At 71.1% G+C, this 14,952-nt stretch carries 19 protein-coding genes and 1 tRNA gene; 9 read left to right on the top strand and 11 right to left on the bottom strand.

What is annotated here, in order from left to right:
• Positions 1-2 precede the first annotated feature (2 nt).
• The 6 genes from DEJ09_RS16025 to DEJ09_RS16000 all read right to left on the bottom strand — a co-directional run bounded on the left by DEJ09_RS16025 (position 3) and on the right by DEJ09_RS16000 (position 4,100).
• The gene (locus DEJ09_RS16025) at positions 3-536 is read right to left on the bottom strand and encodes a hypothetical protein (RefSeq protein WP_111089206.1); all 534 of its coding nucleotides are present in this window, start codon (positions 534-536) and stop codon (positions 3-5) included.
• A gap of 67 nt (positions 537-603) precedes the next feature.
• Positions 604-1,269 (bottom strand): hypothetical protein, encoded by a 666-nt coding sequence (locus DEJ09_RS16020; RefSeq protein WP_111089205.1) that lies wholly within the window; start codon positions 1,267-1,269, stop codon positions 604-606.
• Positions 1,270-1,358: 89 nt separating this feature from the next.
• Positions 1,359-1,898 (bottom strand): GNAT family N-acetyltransferase, encoded by a 540-nt coding sequence (locus tag DEJ09_RS16015; protein ID WP_111089204.1) that lies wholly within the window; start codon positions 1,896-1,898, stop codon positions 1,359-1,361.
• A 102-nt stretch (positions 1,899-2,000) separates the two neighbouring features.
• Positions 2,001-2,243 carry a hypothetical protein gene (locus DEJ09_RS16010; RefSeq protein WP_111089203.1) on the bottom strand — a complete coding sequence of 81 codons (243 nt, stop codon included), beginning with the start codon at positions 2,241-2,243 and terminating at the stop codon, positions 2,001-2,003.
• A gap of 10 nt (positions 2,244-2,253) precedes the next feature.
• On the bottom strand, positions 2,254-3,417 hold the full coding sequence (locus DEJ09_RS16005) for a HAMP domain-containing sensor histidine kinase (RefSeq protein ID WP_111089202.1): 1,164 nt from the start codon (positions 3,415-3,417) through the stop codon (positions 2,254-2,256).
• Positions 3,414-4,100 (bottom strand): response regulator transcription factor, encoded by a 687-nt coding sequence (locus DEJ09_RS16000; RefSeq protein ID WP_181433388.1) that lies wholly within the window; start codon positions 4,098-4,100, stop codon positions 3,414-3,416. Before DEJ09_RS16000 ends, DEJ09_RS16005 begins: the two co-directional genes overlap by 4 nt.
• A gap of 117 nt (positions 4,101-4,217) precedes the next feature.
• On the opposite strand from DEJ09_RS16000, the gene DEJ09_RS15995 reads away from it, so the two are divergent.
• Positions 4,218-5,372, top strand: coding sequence for an acyltransferase (locus tag DEJ09_RS15995; RefSeq protein ID WP_111089200.1), 1,155 nt, complete (start codon positions 4,218-4,220; stop codon positions 5,370-5,372).
• Positions 5,373-5,387: 15 nt separating this feature from the next.
• Here the strand turns inward: DEJ09_RS15995 and DEJ09_RS15990 are convergent, their stop codons facing one another.
• Positions 5,388-5,870, bottom strand: a complete 483-nt coding sequence (locus DEJ09_RS15990) for a MarR family winged helix-turn-helix transcriptional regulator (RefSeq protein WP_181433387.1) — start codon at positions 5,868-5,870, stop codon at positions 5,388-5,390.
• A 52-nt stretch (positions 5,871-5,922) separates the two neighbouring features.
• On the opposite strand from DEJ09_RS15990, the gene DEJ09_RS15985 reads away from it, so the two are divergent.
• Complete coding sequence (locus DEJ09_RS15985; protein ID WP_181433386.1) at positions 5,923-6,705, top strand: NAD(P)-dependent oxidoreductase; 783 nt, start codon at positions 5,923-5,925, stop codon at positions 6,703-6,705.
• A 233-nt stretch (positions 6,706-6,938) separates the two neighbouring features.
• Here the strand turns inward: DEJ09_RS15985 and DEJ09_RS18440 are convergent, their stop codons facing one another.
• Entirely contained in the window at positions 6,939-7,064 is a 126-nt protein-coding gene (locus tag DEJ09_RS18440; RefSeq protein ID WP_258370574.1) for a hypothetical protein, read from the bottom strand.
• Positions 7,065-7,086: 22 nt separating this feature from the next.
• Here DEJ09_RS18440 and DEJ09_RS18435 point away from each other — a divergent pair, with 22 nt between their 5' ends.
• Positions 7,087-7,212 (top strand): hypothetical protein, encoded by a 126-nt coding sequence (locus DEJ09_RS18435; protein ID WP_258370575.1) that lies wholly within the window; start codon positions 7,087-7,089, stop codon positions 7,210-7,212.
• A gap of 8 nt (positions 7,213-7,220) precedes the next feature.
• Here the strand turns inward: DEJ09_RS18435 and DEJ09_RS15975 are convergent, their stop codons facing one another.
• Complete coding sequence (locus DEJ09_RS15975) at positions 7,221-8,153, bottom strand: AraC family transcriptional regulator (RefSeq protein ID WP_111089198.1); 933 nt, start codon at positions 8,151-8,153, stop codon at positions 7,221-7,223.
• Positions 8,154-8,325: 172 nt separating this feature from the next.
• On the opposite strand from DEJ09_RS15975, the gene DEJ09_RS15970 reads away from it, so the two are divergent.
• Positions 8,326-8,682: a putative quinol monooxygenase gene (locus DEJ09_RS15970; protein ID WP_111030246.1), complete on the top strand. Its 357-nt coding sequence runs from the start codon at positions 8,326-8,328 to the stop codon at positions 8,680-8,682.
• 47 nt (positions 8,683-8,729) lie between these two features.
• Here DEJ09_RS15970 and DEJ09_RS15965 read toward each other — a convergent pair.
• Both DEJ09_RS15965 and DEJ09_RS15960 read right to left on the bottom strand, forming a co-directional pair.
• Positions 8,730-8,802 (bottom strand) — tRNA-Val (locus tag DEJ09_RS15965).
• 54 nt (positions 8,803-8,856) lie between these two features.
• A complete protein-coding gene (locus tag DEJ09_RS15960) occupies positions 8,857-11,034 on the bottom strand; it encodes a hypothetical protein (RefSeq protein WP_111089197.1) in 2,178 nt (725 codons plus the stop codon).
• 248 nt (positions 11,035-11,282) lie between these two features.
• On the opposite strand from DEJ09_RS15960, the gene DEJ09_RS15955 reads away from it, so the two are divergent.
• Genes DEJ09_RS15955 through DEJ09_RS15935 form a run of 5 tightly spaced genes read left to right on the top strand, consistent with a single transcriptional unit; the run spans position 11,283 to position 14,934 of the window.
• Positions 11,283-11,927: a SatD family protein gene (locus DEJ09_RS15955; RefSeq protein ID WP_111089196.1), complete on the top strand. Its 645-nt coding sequence runs from the start codon at positions 11,283-11,285 to the stop codon at positions 11,925-11,927.
• Positions 11,927-12,793, top strand: a complete 867-nt coding sequence (locus tag DEJ09_RS15950; protein ID WP_111089195.1) for a hypothetical protein — start codon at positions 11,927-11,929, stop codon at positions 12,791-12,793. The genes DEJ09_RS15955 and DEJ09_RS15950 overlap by 1 nt, the downstream gene beginning before the upstream one ends.
• Positions 12,794-12,836: 43 nt before the next feature.
• Positions 12,837-13,370, top strand: coding sequence for a hypothetical protein (locus tag DEJ09_RS15945; protein ID WP_111089194.1), 534 nt, complete (start codon positions 12,837-12,839; stop codon positions 13,368-13,370).
• A gap of 35 nt (positions 13,371-13,405) precedes the next feature.
• Positions 13,406-14,386 (top strand): aldo/keto reductase, encoded by a 981-nt coding sequence (locus DEJ09_RS15940; RefSeq protein ID WP_111089193.1) that lies wholly within the window; start codon positions 13,406-13,408, stop codon positions 14,384-14,386.
• The gene (locus tag DEJ09_RS15935) at positions 14,383-14,934 is read left to right on the top strand and encodes a hypothetical protein (protein WP_111089192.1); all 552 of its coding nucleotides are present in this window, start codon (positions 14,383-14,385) and stop codon (positions 14,932-14,934) included. The genes DEJ09_RS15940 and DEJ09_RS15935 overlap by 4 nt, the downstream gene beginning before the upstream one ends.
• The last annotated feature ends 18 nt before the right edge of the window (positions 14,935-14,952 follow it).

Here is a 14,952-nt window from a genome sequence, read left to right as displayed (position 1 = left end):
TCTCACGCGTCGGCGGCGGTCCCGGCGGGTGCCACCGGTGTGACCGGGGTCGCGGCGTCGGCGTCGGCGGCGTCGGCGTCGGCGTCGGCGTCGGCGTCGGCGTCGGCGTCGGCGTCGGCGTCGGCTCGCGCAGCCTGTCGGGCCAGCGCCGCGTCCAGGAAGCGTTCGACGAACGGCAACGCCACCACGATCGCACCGATGACGGCCGCGACGGGGACGATCACCGTCCAGCCGCGCAGGATCGAGTAGATGGTGGCGCCGAGGACGACCCACACCACGACCGTGAGCGGCCGCACCGGACCGGCGTCGGCGAGCAAGTTGATCGCGTCGACGGCCGCGGGCAGCCCTCGCCGTCCGAGCAGTGTCAGCATGACCCCGATGACGATGAACCCCATCGCCCGGACGGTGCCGACCCACGCGACGTCGCTTGCCGGATCCGCCAGCACACGCTGGATGAACACCACTGCCGCAAGGACCCCGACGGCGAACAGGGCGACGATCACGATGACGGTCAGGAGACGGACGGAGGGGCGCACGAGGACTCAGCATAGGGACCCGTCGGGGGCGCCCGTCGCGGCGCCCCCGACGCACCGGCTCGACTCGCTAGGCGACGACCACCTGCGCGTTGACCAGGATGTCGTGCAGGTCGGGACGGAGCGCATCCTGCGAGGTCGTCCGGACCTTCACGATGAGCGCCGCTCCGGGCTTCGCGAAGGCGCGTGCGACCGTCGCCGACCAGGACCCGTCCGTGTTGTGCCCGGCGATCGACAGGAACTGCGCGGTGCCGCCGGTGATCGTCGGCAGGAGCTGCTCCTCGAGCCGGTCGGCCGGGAGCCCCGCCGCGGTGAACAGCTGCTCGGTGGCGGCACGGTCCCCGATCGTCGGGTCGAGGTCGGTGAGCCGCTGCTGCGTGATCGTCGCCACGGAGCCGTCGGCGTTCGTGTACTCACGCGACCCGGTGGTCGGGTCCTCGCCGGTCTGCTCCCAGCCGTCGAGTGCCGAGATCTGGAGCCCGAAGGCGGGCAGCGTGCTCGCCGAGAGCGCGTCGCCGTCCTCGAACGTGAGGTCCTTCGTGGTCGAGTCGACGGTGGCCGGCGCGGTCGGCGTCTCCGTCGGTGCCTGGGTCGGCGCTTGTGTCGGTGTTGACGACTGCGTTGCCGCCCGCTCCGTCCCCGGTGCCGTGGTGCCGGTCCCGGCGCAGCCGGAGAGCGCGAGCACGACGATCACGGTCGCCGTCCCCGCGGTGGTGATCCTGGATGTGATGGACATGTGGTTCCCCCTCGGATCCCGCCGTGCGCCCCGTGCACCGGTGGGTCCGCCTGGAGCCTACGGGTCCCGGCGGCGGCGCGCCGCTCGGGTCACACGTCCGGGGTCTGTCCAGACGCGCCGAGCGATCTCCGGAGCACGACGAAGTGCAGCCCCGCGACGCGAGCGACGTGTGCCGGGAACGGTCGGGGCTCCCCCGTCGCGATGAACCCGCTTCGCTCGTACACGCGTCGCAGTCCCTCGTGCACGCTGAGCACCTCGAGCTCGACGGAATCGCACGCCAAGGCTTCCTCGGCGTACGCGATCGCCGCGGTCCGGAGCCGCCGGGAGACACCTCGGGACTGCCACGCCGGGTCCACAGCGAGCATGCCGAGGTGCGCCGTCGCCCGGTCGGAGGCCCGCAGGTGACACGTCGCGACGATGGTGGCGTCGTGGACCGCGACGAGCACCACCGACCGCGGGGCACGGATCATCGCACGCACCTGGTCCGGGCTCGTCCGCTCCCCGGTCACCAGCTCGGCGTCGCTCACCCAACCCTGTTGGTTGGCGTACGCACGGACGACGACCGCAGCGACGGATGCCGCGTCCGTCTCGGACGCCGACCGGATCTCGAGCAGGGGTTCGTCTGTCACGACCGCATGCTCTCACGCAGCGCACAGGCATCTCGCCGAGCTCTGCGCACGCTCATGCACTGGGCGGGCGTGGGCGTGCTCTGGGCGCCTGCGTCGGGCCGGCTACGAGTCGTCGCCTGCGTTCCGAGCACGCTTCCGCACCTGCGCACGGGCGTAGGACACCGAGCCGATCTGCACGGCGGCGAGGATGATCCAGAGGACCGCCATCTGCGTGTGGAACCGGGACGGTTCGACGACGGCGAGGACGAGCCAGACCAGCGCGATGACCGCCCACACCCAGGCGAGCCACGGCAGGGGCTTGCCGATCAGCCGTTCCAGCAGACTGCGTCGCTGCATCTCGGTCATGGCGCTGACGCTACCGGACGCCAGGGTGATCGCCGAGGATCCGGGGCGACGATCGGTTGGATCTTTCCGGATCTGGTGGCTGCCGTTCCGGGAAGCGCGCCGAAGCGGTCAACCCGCCGGCAGCGCGCGGCGTCAGGGTCAGCTCCGCACCGTGCACGGTCGCGATCATCGCCACGAGCGGCAGGCCGAGTCCGTGCCCGCTCCCGTTGGTCCGCGTGCGGTGGCGTCGTCGGAACGGCTCCGTCAACTCGTGCGCCTCGTCGGCCGGGATCACCTCGCCGTCGTTCTCGACCCGGAGCTCGGACGACCGATCGTCGAGCACCACCCGCAGGCTCCCGCCGGAGACGTTGTGGACCACGGCATTGCGGATCAGGTTGCCGACGAGTTGCCCGAGCAGCGGTCGGTTGCCCAGCACAACGACGTCGTCGAGTTGGACCGACACGACGATCCGCCGGGCGAGGCGTTCCGCGTCCACTGCCAGCAGCGCGGCCGCGACCTCGTCGCGGAGCGACACCGGGCGGGCGTCGATGGGCTCGTCCCCCCGTGCCAGGTCGAGCAGCGCCGTCGTCATCCGGATCATCTGGTCCGTGGTGACGAGCAGTCGTTCGAGGGTCTGCGTCCGGTCCGGACCGTCGGGTGTGCGGAGGGCGACCTGGAGCATCGTCTTCATCGTGGCGAGCGGGGTCCGCAGTTCGTGCGAGGCGTTCGCCGCGAACCGCGACCGACTGACGAAGGCGGTCTCCAGGCGGCCGAGCATCCGGTTCAGCGTCGCACCGACGTCGCGGATCTCGTCCGGTGGACCAGAGACGTCCACTCGGGCGTCCATCGTCCCGGCACCGAGCCGGTCGGCGGTCGTGATGATGTCGCGCAGCGGGCGGAGGAGTCTGCCCGCGACGAGCCAGCTGACGACACCACCGATGCCCCCGACCACGAGCAGCGCCGGGACCGAGACGATGACGAAGAGGCGGAGGACGTCGTCGCGGCCGGTGATCTCGTACACGTCGTGCGTCGACCCGTAGGGGAACGGGCCTGCCGTGAACGCGTAGCCGGGGACGATGGCGAGGACTGCGAAGACGACCGCGAGCATGACGGCGCCGGTGAGCAGGATCAGGGCCGTGTAGGTCAGGGTGAGCCGCGTCCGGATCGACAGACGGTGTAGCGCAGGGATCCTCATGCTCCGTCACCCTCGCGCACAGGCCCCTGTGCCACCGCGTACCCGACACCGGGCAGCGTCCGGATGGCATCGGGACTGCCGAGCTTCTTGCGCAGCGTGGAGATGGTCAGCCGGACCGCGTTGGTGAAGGGGTCAGCGTGCTCGTCCCACACCTGCTCGAGCAGCTGCTCGGCACTCACGACGCCACCGTCCGCACGCAGCAGGACCTCGAGGACCGCGAACTCCTTCCGCCCCAGGCGCAGGTAGCGTCCATCGCGGTAGGCCTCACGTCGGAAGGGGTCGAGCCGGAGGCCAGCCGTCTCGAGGACCGGCGCGACCGCGCGACGCGCTCGCCGGTTGAGCGCGCGGAGCCGTGCCACGAGCTCCTCGAAGTCGAAGGGCTTGCCCAGGTAGTCGTCGGCCCCGAGCTGGAGGCCGTGAACCCGCTCCGCGAGTGTCGTCGACGCGGTCAACATGAGGACGCTCGGCGCTTCCGGATCACCAACGATCCGGGCACAGACCTCGTCGCCGTGCAGACCGGGGATGTCCCGGTCGAGCACGACCACGTCGTACGCGTGGACGGCCAGCAGATCGAGCGCGGCGAAGCCGTCGCCCACCGTGTCGGCGGCGATCGCTTCGAGCCGCAGGCCCGCGCGGATCGCCTCCGCCAGGAACGGCTCGTCCTCCACCACCAGTACCCGCACGTCGCTCCTCGCTGCCCCGGCCGATCCGGACCCGGTCAGCACAGCAGATCGGATGTATGCGGAGCGTATGCGCTCGACCAGACGCTCGGCTGACGTGCCGACTGTTCCGATGAGGGCATGTCCAGAACCGACCCCGCGCTCGAGACCCCTGTCCTGCCGTCGTTGACCGGCCTGCGCTGGGTCGCTGCGTTCGGGGTCTTCGCCTACCACGTGCGGAACCTCGGGTACTTCGACGGGAACGCGCAGACGACTCTGAGCGCCGTGGTCGGCAGCGGCGACACCGGCGTCTCGCTGTTCTTCATGCTCTCCGGCTTCGTGTTGGCCTGGTCGGACCGCACGGACGGGGACAGCGCAGGACCGCTGCGAGCAGCACTGCACTTCTGGTACCGCCGTGCCGCGCGGATCTGGCCGCTGCACCTGGTCGCCGTCCTCGCCGCGATCGTCGTGGGAGCGACACTGATGCCGAGCATCCGGACGACGTCGCCGGCAGCCCTCGTGGCGAACGTCCTGCTCGTCAACGCCTGGCACGCCCCGTGGTGGCAAGCCGGGAACCCGGTGTCGTGGTCCCTGGCCTGCGAAGCGTTCTTCTACCTGACGTTCCCGTTCCTCATCCGGCTGCTCCGACGCGCCCACCCTGCCGTGCTCGCGGCACTCGCCGTGCTCGCAGCCGTCCTCGTCCTGGTCGCACCGGTGCTCGTGCCGCACCTCCCGGGTTCTCCCGTCCCGGCGAGCTGGCCCCCGGCACGGTTTCCCGAGTTCCTGCTCGGCGTCCTGACCGCTGCCCTGGTGCGCTCGGGGGCCTGGCGTGGACCACGACTCACGGTCCCCGTCCTGCTGACGGTCGCAGGACTCCTCGCCGCAGACCTGCATCCCACCTCGGGCTTCGCGCTGACCGGCTGCACGGTCGTGGGGTTCTCCCTGCTCCTGCCCGCGCTCGCCAGGGCGGACGCCGAAGGACGCTCCACCGGCCTGTCGTCTCCGCTGCTGGTGCACCTGGGGAGCAGGTCGTTCGCGTTCTACCTCGTCCATCTCCTGACGATCGACGTCGTGCTGCGCTTCCGACCCCACGGCACCGTCGGAGGCGTCACGAGTGCCATCCTGACCCTGCTCGCGTTGGTGATCGCGCTGGCTGTCGCGACCGTCCTGCACGACGCGGTCGAGGTCCCGGCGCGCCGGCTCCTGCTGCACGGCCTCAGGAACCGCGCGCCACGCGCTGGCATCAGCTCCCCACGCGTCCCCACCAGCATCGCCACGACCCCGTCGAGACAGTGACTGCTCGTGCCTGCATCAGGTCTGGGTGCTGTCGGAACGGACGAGCGAACGTGCTGCACGCGACGACACCGTGTCCTGCATCGACGTACCGACGATGACGGCTGCGAGGGCGTCCAAGGCCGGTGTGAGTTCGACACCTTCCAGCTGCGCACGGAGCCAGACTCGAAACTGTTCCTTCGCCGCCGTGGCCGCCGCGGCGAGCTGCCGTCCCGCAGGCGTGCAGCTGAGCTGGATCCGGCGCCGATCATCCGCACTCTCCTGGCGATCGACCATCCCCGCCGTGACCATGCGGTCGACGAGCCTGCTCGGGTGCCCGCCTTCGAAGAGCACCAGCCCGCCGAGCTCTCCCAACGACATCGGTCCGTACAGGTCGAGGAGTTGCAGCACTTCCGCCTGGCTGGGCGTCACGCCGAGCGGCTTGAGGAGCTCGGTCAGGCGCCTGTCCGACTCCCGCGAGACAGCCTTCGTCAGCAATCCCAGTCGTTCGAGGTCATCCATCCCCCGATCCTCCCACAATAGGCATATGCTGTAGCACATGATGACATCGCACATGAATCGCCCTCGCCTCGCCATCACCGGCGCGAACAGTCGCACCGGTCAGCAGATGCTCGCCGAACTGCACGGAGACGCCATCGCGCTCGTTCGCCGGAGTGGCCGGGTCGATGCCGCCGCGGTGATCACGGACTGGACGACGTCGACTGCCGCCGAGACCGCCCTCGGCCGGGTCGACGCCGTTGCGCACCTCGCCGGCAACTTCGGCGCGCCGCACTGGGAGGACTACCTCGCCGGCACGGTCGAGACCACCCGCCTGGTCGCGGATTCGGTCAGCGAAGGCACCCGCATCGTCTACCTCTCCCAACTCGGCGCGGACTCCTCCGCCGAGAACTGGTACGAGCGCGCCAAGGGCATGGCGGAAGAGATCCTCGCCCCGATGAACGCCACCGTGTTCCGCATCAGCGCGATCGTCGGCGGCCGAGACAACCCCCAGCCGTTCGACTTGATGGTGCGTGGCGGCACGGACGGCGATCCGGTCCCGATCGCCGGGGACGGCTCCCAGGTCTTCCGTCCGATCCACATCGACGACGTCGTCACGGCGATCCTGCTCGCGACCCGGCCCGGTGCACCGAGTGGCGTGTTCGACCTCGTCGGGCCCCAGCAGCACACGATGCAGGAATGGGTCGACATCGCCCACGGCGGCCCGACTCCCACGACCCGGCGGGACGATCTCCCGCCAGCGATCGACGACCTCCTCGCCAACCCGGTCACTCCTGGCGATCCCACCGCGCTGCTGGCTGCCTTCCCGGAGCTCCAGCTGACCGAGTGGCGTCCCTGAGCACCGATCACACCAGCGTCGTCAGGCACGTAACCGAGCGTTCAGCTTCACGCGGCCCGGGTGGTCTCCGGTCCTCGTACCCGCGGACGGCATCGTCGAGGTCCTGCCCAGCCGACCGGGCACGCAGAGCCTCTCGCGTTCGATGACGATCGCCGATCGAGACATGGCCCTCCCGGGGCGACGGCAACGCGTCAAGCCGCGCCCGACGGCTCGCTGCGACGCTGCGAAGCAACTCAACGCTGGGCCGCAGGCCGCACGACGATCTCGTTCACGTCGACGTCGGGTCGCTCGGCCACCGCGTAGGAAACGGCGCGGGCGATCGCGTCGGCGGAGATCGACTCGGCACGGTAGTCGACCATCGCGGCCGCGGCGGAGGGGTCGGTGATCGTCGAGGGGTCACCCGGCCTGCAGCTGGTCGTCTACGGCTGCGAGGCCGGCTCTGCAACGGCGCGCGCGCTGATCCTGCTCTCCATGGGCGCGGCGAGCACATCGACGATCAGCGAGTAGTGCTCCCGTCAATCGGGGCGCTCACCTGCGCGGGCGACCGTTCGGTACCGCCCGGGCGGGAGCGACCGATCGCGGCTGAAGGCTCGGCTGAACGCGTAGACGGAGGTGTACCCGACGTCGGCGGCGATCTTCTGGAGGCCGTCGTCGGTGTCACGGAGTCGACGCGCTGCGAGGTCCATCCTCCAGCGGGTGAGGTACTCCCCCGGCGTGGTGTCCGCGAACGTCCGGAAGCGGCGCACCAGCGTCTGCTTCGACGTTGCGACGTCACGTGCGAGCGCCTCGGTCGTCCAGGGGTGACCGGGAGCCTCGTGGATCCTCGTGACAGCCCGCATCAGGAGCGGGTCGCGGAGGACTCCCCACCACGAGGCGCCGGGTTCTGGCGAGGAGGCGAGCCAGGTCCGCAGGATCGCGACGAGGAGGACGTCGACGAGACGATCGAGGACGAGGTGGGTCGCGAGGCCGGGACGAGCGAGTTCGTGTCCGATGAGCCGGACGATGTCTGAGAGGCTCGCGTCGAGCTGCTGGGCCCGGAGGTGGATCACCGGAGGAAGCAGGGCGAAGACCGGTGTGGATCCAGCGGGGTCGTGCGAGTACGAAGCGCCCAGGATCTGCGTCTGCTCGTCCCCGTCACCCAGACGCAGGAGGCCACCGTTGCGGCGTGCCTCGTCCGCGGCCGCGACGTCGCACGAGTGGATGTCGACACCGGGCGCGCTGGAGAGCGCATGTGCGGCGCCGGTGGTCAGGACGACGACGTCGCCCGTCGTCAGGAGCCTCGGGGCACCGCCCTCGACCATCAGGTAGGCGACACCGGCAGTGACCGCGTAGACGACGGCGTCGCGATCCCGGACCCATTCCACGCCCCAGTCGCCGGCGGCCGCGATCCGGGCGCCGGCACTTCCCCGGACTCCGGAGACGTCGAGCACTTCGGAGAGGACGTCCACTTCGACGAACGTACGCCTGTCTTTCCGGATGGACCATGGAACCGCTTCGGTTGGTCCTCGCGGACATGAACCTGCTCCTCAGGAGCATTGAACGTCCCACTGACCGCTCCTAGCGTTGGCGACGTCCGGAGCACTCGTTCGGGACGGCAACGACACGAAGGAAGCAGTCATCATGAGCACGACCGAAGACACCGTCCCCGATGGCTTGATGCCCGCCGACGTCCTGGCCTCGACGACCCCGGTGGCCGTCTACGGGTTCGCCCGCGCCCGGGCCGGCAAGGAGCAGGCACTCGAAGACGCGATCCGCGCGATCATCCCCACGGTGCGGTCCGAGCACGGCTACGAGCAGTACTCGGTGCACACCACGAAGGAGCAGCCCGGGGCGTTCGCGTTCTACGAGCGGTGGTCCTCCGGGGCGGACATCGCGCGCCACGTGCAGCAGCCGCACATGCAGGACTACTTCGGCAAGCTCGCGGAACTCGTCGAAGGCGACCTCGAAGCCGAATGGCTGTGGCCCCTCGGCGACTGACGGATCGCTGGCCGGTCCCGGTGGGAGACCTGCCAGCGGTGGCTCAGTGGGCCCTGCCGGGATCGAACCGACGACATCCACGGTGTAAACGTGGCGCTCTACCAGCTGAGCTAAAGGCCCTCACCACGATCCTAGGGCGTCAGCGCTCGATCGTCGCCGAACCGAGCGGGCACGTCACGACACCCCGCACCGGGGTCGATCGCAGCGGATCACGAGTCCCTTCGCGTCCTCGTCCCGGTCCTCCGACACGCCCCCGGACAGCACGATCGGGGTGTCGTCGGCGCTGAGGCCGATCGCCAGCGTGCTGGTGCTCGACCGTTCGTCCTGCACCGGCGGGAACCGGGCGATCGTCGTCTGCTCGGAGCTGGTGCACCGCGCATCACGGCACGACAGCAGTCCCAGAGTGCCGCGTTCCTCGTCACGGACCGCGACGAGTGGCCGCCCCGATCGGTCGATGACGAACGCCGGAAGCAGGTTCGTCGGCCCGTTCGGCGTGATGTCCGTGTGCGACGAAGACGAGCACGACGCATCCGCGCAGAACGTCAGCCGTTGGGTCGCGATCCCGTTCGACCGCGCGAGCACGACCGGGTTCCCGTCGCCGCCGATCGCCACCCGTGCGTCGTACGCCTCGTCCCACGGTCTGACGGGCGCCCCGGGTGGGATCGCGTCGGACAGATCACTGACGACGGGCTGTCCGCCGTCCGGACCGGACGACACCAGCCGCAGGGCGGAGAAGGTCGAGTCCTCGTAGGTCTCGGACACCAGCGAGACCACGGCCGTGCCGTCCGGGGCGACGGCGACGTCCACTCCCTGGTGGTCAAGCGGCGGCATCCACGGCAGCGCAACCTTCCGGACCGTGTGGTCCGTACATGCCACGTCCTCGCAGAACACGGTGACCAGGTGCGAGCGCGCGTCCGGTTCGCCGCCGCGGGCGATCCCGGCCACCACCGGCCGGTCGACGGAACCCGCGATTGCGACGTCCGTCATCCAGTGGCTGACGTGATCCCGGTCTCCGTCGACGATGTCGACGGCGGCGACCGTGGTGTGGTGCCCTTCCGGGCGATCGACGGCCGGTGCCTCGTCGGCAGAGTCGCGCTGGTCCGTCCGTCTCCCCGCGGGCCAGGCGGCACCGTCCGACTTCGGCGCCGCATCGAGTTGGTCCGCCCGGGAGTGCACGACTTCGAGCTCGTACTGCTGCGCTTCCTCGCCGTCGAACCGCACCTTCCACTGGGCGGTGAGCAGCCCGCCGTCACCCGCGCTGCCGACCGCGGATCCGAGTGTCCGGCCGGGCATCTCGGTGGCGTCGTCGCACGATGCCTTCCGACACATCCGCAGACTGCTCGGCGGCGTGTACGGCGCGCTCACGACGGCAGTACGCCCACTGACGTCCGCGACGTCGCCACCCCGCAGGACGCGTGCATCGACCTGCGCGACGTCGTACTGGACCATGCCGAGCGGGTTGCTCGAGACGATCACCGCGAACACCACCGCCGGGACGAGCACCACGCCCGCTCCGACGAGTCCAGGCCGCGCCCGTCGTCCCCGGGCCATCGGATCGGCCGGGTCGACCGCCAGCGGTGACCGAAGCCGACCGCCTTCGTTCCGTGTTGCGGCCCCACGCACCGCGATCGCGACGATGACCAGCACCAGACCGGTCACGACGACGCAGCACCACGCGACGACAACGCTGCTCCGGAGCGCGGACGGCGGCAACAGACGCAGCAACAACAGGACACCGACCCCGAGCACCGTCACCAGCGTCGCTCCCCCGACGAGCGCACGACGCGGCGTCGCCGTCGCCTCGTGCCCACCACGGACGATGACCCGACCAGATCCCCAGGCGCGACGGAAGGCCGATCGACGGGGCACACCGGCCACGAGCAACGCCCACCCGAGCAGCAGCGGCGCCACGATGACGACACCGACCGCCAGCACCACGACGATCACGACGGCGCCCCAGACACCCGCCCGCCACGACACGGCGGTGGCTGTCCCCGCCGCCACCGCCACCAACGCGACGAGAGCGGCCTCGACGACGAGCCGCCAGTGGTGGACCGACCACCGCCACGCGTCGGGCGGCCCCGCGGTCGCATCATCCGTGGCCGCGAGCATGACCACGGTGGTTGCGGTCACCCCGAAACCGAGCCCGAGCGCCGCGATGACCGTGCCCACGGCGAGCAGGGCCACGGGTACCCCGGCGCCGTCGAGCGCCGCGAACGCACCGTTCACCAGGGCGACGCGACCGCCCGGCACGCCGAGCAGGAGCACCACCCCGGCCAGCAGCAGCCCGGCCGTGAACGGCACGACGAGGGCGAGCACCCCGCGGCCCCCGCTCCACGCGATCGACGGCACGGGTGGTGGACCGTACTGCCGCCGCACCGCGGTCTCGGTCGAACCCGTCCTGGCGACACCCGTCCCCGGTCGTGCACCATCCATCTGCTCGTCCCCCTCCGACAGCGTCCGCCCATGCTGGCAGGTTCGACGCCAGACGTCCAGAAGGTGACATTTCAGCCGCGGACCCGTGCGCTGGCGAGAGTGTCCACCCCAATCGGTTTAGCCCCAGGCTTACTTTCGACGATATGAAGCTCTACGCTTAACCCATGCAGCCCGAGCCCGTGATCGCCGTGATCGTCGACCTGGTCGACTCCCGCACGCTCGAGGACCGCTCCGCAGCCCAGCAGGACGTCGAGCACGCCTTCGACAGTACCCCGGGCGTCACCGCGCTCGACCCCCTGCGCGCGACGGTCGGCGACGAGTTCCAGGTCATCTACGCCACGCTCACCGACGCGCTGCTGGCCACGACGGCCGCGACCCTCGCACTCCCCCCGACCGTGCAGATCCGCCTCGGCATCGGCCGCGGGCAGGTCCGGACGATCGGCACCGGCGGCACCGGACCTCTGCAGGACGGCCCGGGCTGGTGGTCGGCTCGGGACGCCATCAACGAGACCCACCGGCGCGAGGACGGCCGGACCGCGTTCCTGCGGTCCTGGTACCACGACGCCGACGACCGCCACGGAACGACGGAGCGACTCGTGAACGCCTACTTCCTCAGCCGCGACCACGTCGTCTCGCGGCTCGCACCCCGCGCCCGCCGGATCGCACTCGGACTGGTGCAGGGCCGCACGCAGGCGCAGATCGCCGCGGACGAGGGGATCACCCCGTCGGCGGTGTCCCAGTCCGTGCAGAAGTCGGGCGTCGCCGCCCTGGTCGAGGGCCTGCGTGTCCTCGGGGACGGGGGCCGCTGATGCTCGCCGGAGTCCTCCTGACCCTCGTCGGGCTCGCCGACGTCGTCCGCGCACGGACCGGGACCGATGCGGCTCCACGGCGCGGGCTGACCGCCACGGTGATCGTCCTGCTCTGGGCCGCCGTGACGGCCGTGGCGGTGCTCGGCCTCGGCCTCGCCGTCTGGTCGGTGCTGGTCACGGTCGTCCTCGCAGCCCTGTGGGTCGCGACGACGATCCCGGTGCGGTCCGGTGGCGCGCCAGGCGGTCGCGATCGGGCACTCCCCTGGCTCCGACGCTCCGGGTCCTGGCCGGCCGTCCTGCTCGCGGTCGCCGTCGCCGTGCTGCTGCTCTGGGCGCCGGCTGCCGACCCCTCGGGCTTCGTGGTGGACTGGCACCGGGACATCGGCCCGTCCTTCGTCGGCGCGGTGCCGCTCGCCGCGATCGTCGCTGGGATCGGATCGGCGCTGTTCCTGGTCGACTCGGCCAACGTGGTCGTCGCCCAGGCACTGCCAGCAGAACTCTCCCCGGACGCCCAGCGCACAGCGGCGGCGGCAGCAGCAGCAGCCGGCCGACCGAAACGCTTCGGCCGACGACGCACCGGCAGGGCGTCGGACGAAGACGACGACCAACCCGGAGACCGCACGGTCACCCTCAAGGGCGGCCGCATGATCGGCCCGATCGAGCGCCTGCTGCTCGCCGGGTTCTCGTTGGCCGGCGCCTTCCCCGTCGTGGCCGCGCTGATCGCCGCGAAGGGGATCGTCCGGTTCCCCGAGATCCGCCGCGAGACGACCGGGTACCAGGCCGAGTACTTCCTCATCGGCAGCCTGGTGAGCTGGGCGATGGCCTTCGCCGCCGCCGGCATGTGCTGGTTGCTGGCACTGGGCTGACGAACACCCCCGGCCCCCGATCACCGCAGGTACGCTCTCCCCCGTGAACGGTGTCGGAGTCGGTGTCCTCGACGAAGCCGGGCGGCTCCGCCTGCTCGGCGCCGGTGTGACGGGCGCGGCCTTCGCCGTCGTCCTGGTCATGCTGGTCCTGTCCTCGTGGACCGAGGCGACCACCACCGTCCTGGTCTCGGCCGGCATCCCGACCGCCGTGGCCGGTGCCGCGATCGCCGTCGTCCTGCAGCGCCGCGCCTGGCGTGCCGAGGGCGGCTACGAACGGTCGATCGTCGTCCGCGAGTGGATCGCCGACGGGCAGGTGCCCACGGGTGTGCAGGCGGACCAGTGGATCCCGCTCGTGCAGGCCCAGGCCGACCGCGAGGGCGCCGGCTGGGGCAAGGTCGTCCTCGGCGTGCTGTGGATCGCGATGACCTGGTCGATGCGCGATCAGCACGGCACGCTCATCACGACGATGCTCATCCTGCTGTGGAGCGCGATGGCCCTGTGGGCAGCCGTCTGGGTCATCCCCCGCGCCCGGGCAGCGCGAGCGCTCCTGCGCCGCGGCGTCTCGACGATCGGCTGAACCCCGCCCGCGCGCGTCTGACTACGCTCGGACCCATGCAGAGTCGCACCCTCGGCCGCACCGGCCGCTCCGTCTCCCCCATCGGCCTCGGCACCTGGCAGTTCGGCGGTGACTGGGGTCCCGTCTCCGAAGCCGACGCGAACGCCGTCATGGACGCCTCCGTCGAGTCGGGCGTCACCCTGTTCGACACCGCCGACGTCTACGGCGACGGTCGCAGCGAGCAGCTCATCGGCGCGTGGCGTGCCGCGAACCCCGACGTGCCGCTGACGATCACCACGAAGATGGGCCGTCGCGCCGACCAGGTCCCCGAGAACTACGTCGCCGCGAACTTCCGTGAGTGGGTGGACCGCTCGCGGAAGAACCTCGGGCAGGACACCCTCGACCTCGTGCAGCTGCACTGCCCACCGACCCCGGTGTACGAGGACGACGCCGTCTACGACGCCCTCGACGCGCTGGTCGCCGACGGCTCCATCGCCGCCTACGGCGTCAGCGTCGAGACCGCCGACCAGGCCCTCACCGCGATCGCCCGGCCCGGCGTCGCGAGTGTCCAGATCATCCTCAACGCGTTCCGGCTCAAGCCGCTCGACCACGTGCTGCCGGCGGCCCGGGAGGCAGGGGTCGGCATCCTGGCGCGCGTCCCGTTGGCCTCGGGGCTGCTCTCGGGCAAGTACACGACCGACACGTCGTTCGCCGAGGGCGACCACCGCAACTACAACCGCCACGGCGAGGCCTTCGACCAGGGCGAGACCTTCAGCGGCGTCGACTACGACGACGGCGTGCGTGCTGCGCAGACCTTCGCGGCGTCCCTGCCGGACGCCGTCTCGGTCCCGCAGGCGGCGCTCGCGTGGATCCTCGCGCAGAACGGTGTCACCGCGGCGATCCCCGGCGCGCGCAACCCGGAGCAGGCGCGCTCGAACGCCGCAGCGGGCGACCTGCCGCCGATCGAGGGCCTCGACGCCACCGTGCACGACCTGTACGACACGTGGTTCCGCGCGAGCGTCCACGACCGCTGGTGAACCTGCGGAGCGTCGCGGTCGCGGTGGCCGCACTCCTGCTGCTGTCCGGGTGCGCCGCACCCGGAGCGGTCACCACCCGCGACGCTCCACCCTGGCCACGGCCGACCGACCTGACGGCCCGCGCCGAGTCCGCCGGGCTCCGGAACGTCTGGGGCGAACGGCTGGCCGAGCACGTGCACACGCACCTGACGATCCTGGACGGCGACGAACCGGTGACCGTCCCGGCGAACATCGGGCACTCCGACGACCGGAAGTTCGCCGCGGAGATCCACACGCACGACACCTCGGGCATCGTGCACGTCGAGTCCCCGACGGAGCAGACGTTCACGCTCGGGCAGTTCTTCGACGAGTGGGGTGTCTCGCTCGGTCCGGAGCACGTCGGTGGCCTGCGCGGCGAACTGACGGTGTGGGTCGACGGGCACCGGAGGATCGGCAACCCGCGCTCGATCGAGCTGACGGACCTGCGCCAGGTCGTCCTCGTCGTCACGACCGTCGGCGAGGTCCCGCACCTGCCGGCGCCCTTCGACTGGCCGCCGCAGTACGACTAGCGCCGGAGCCGGCTCGAC

Origin of the sequence: Curtobacterium sp. MCLR17_055 (genome assembly GCF_003234305.1) — a bacterium.
Taxonomy (GTDB): domain Bacteria; phylum Actinomycetota; class Actinomycetes; order Actinomycetales; family Microbacteriaceae; genus Curtobacterium; species Curtobacterium flaccumfaciens.
This window is presented reverse-complemented; position numbering and strand designations above follow the sequence as displayed.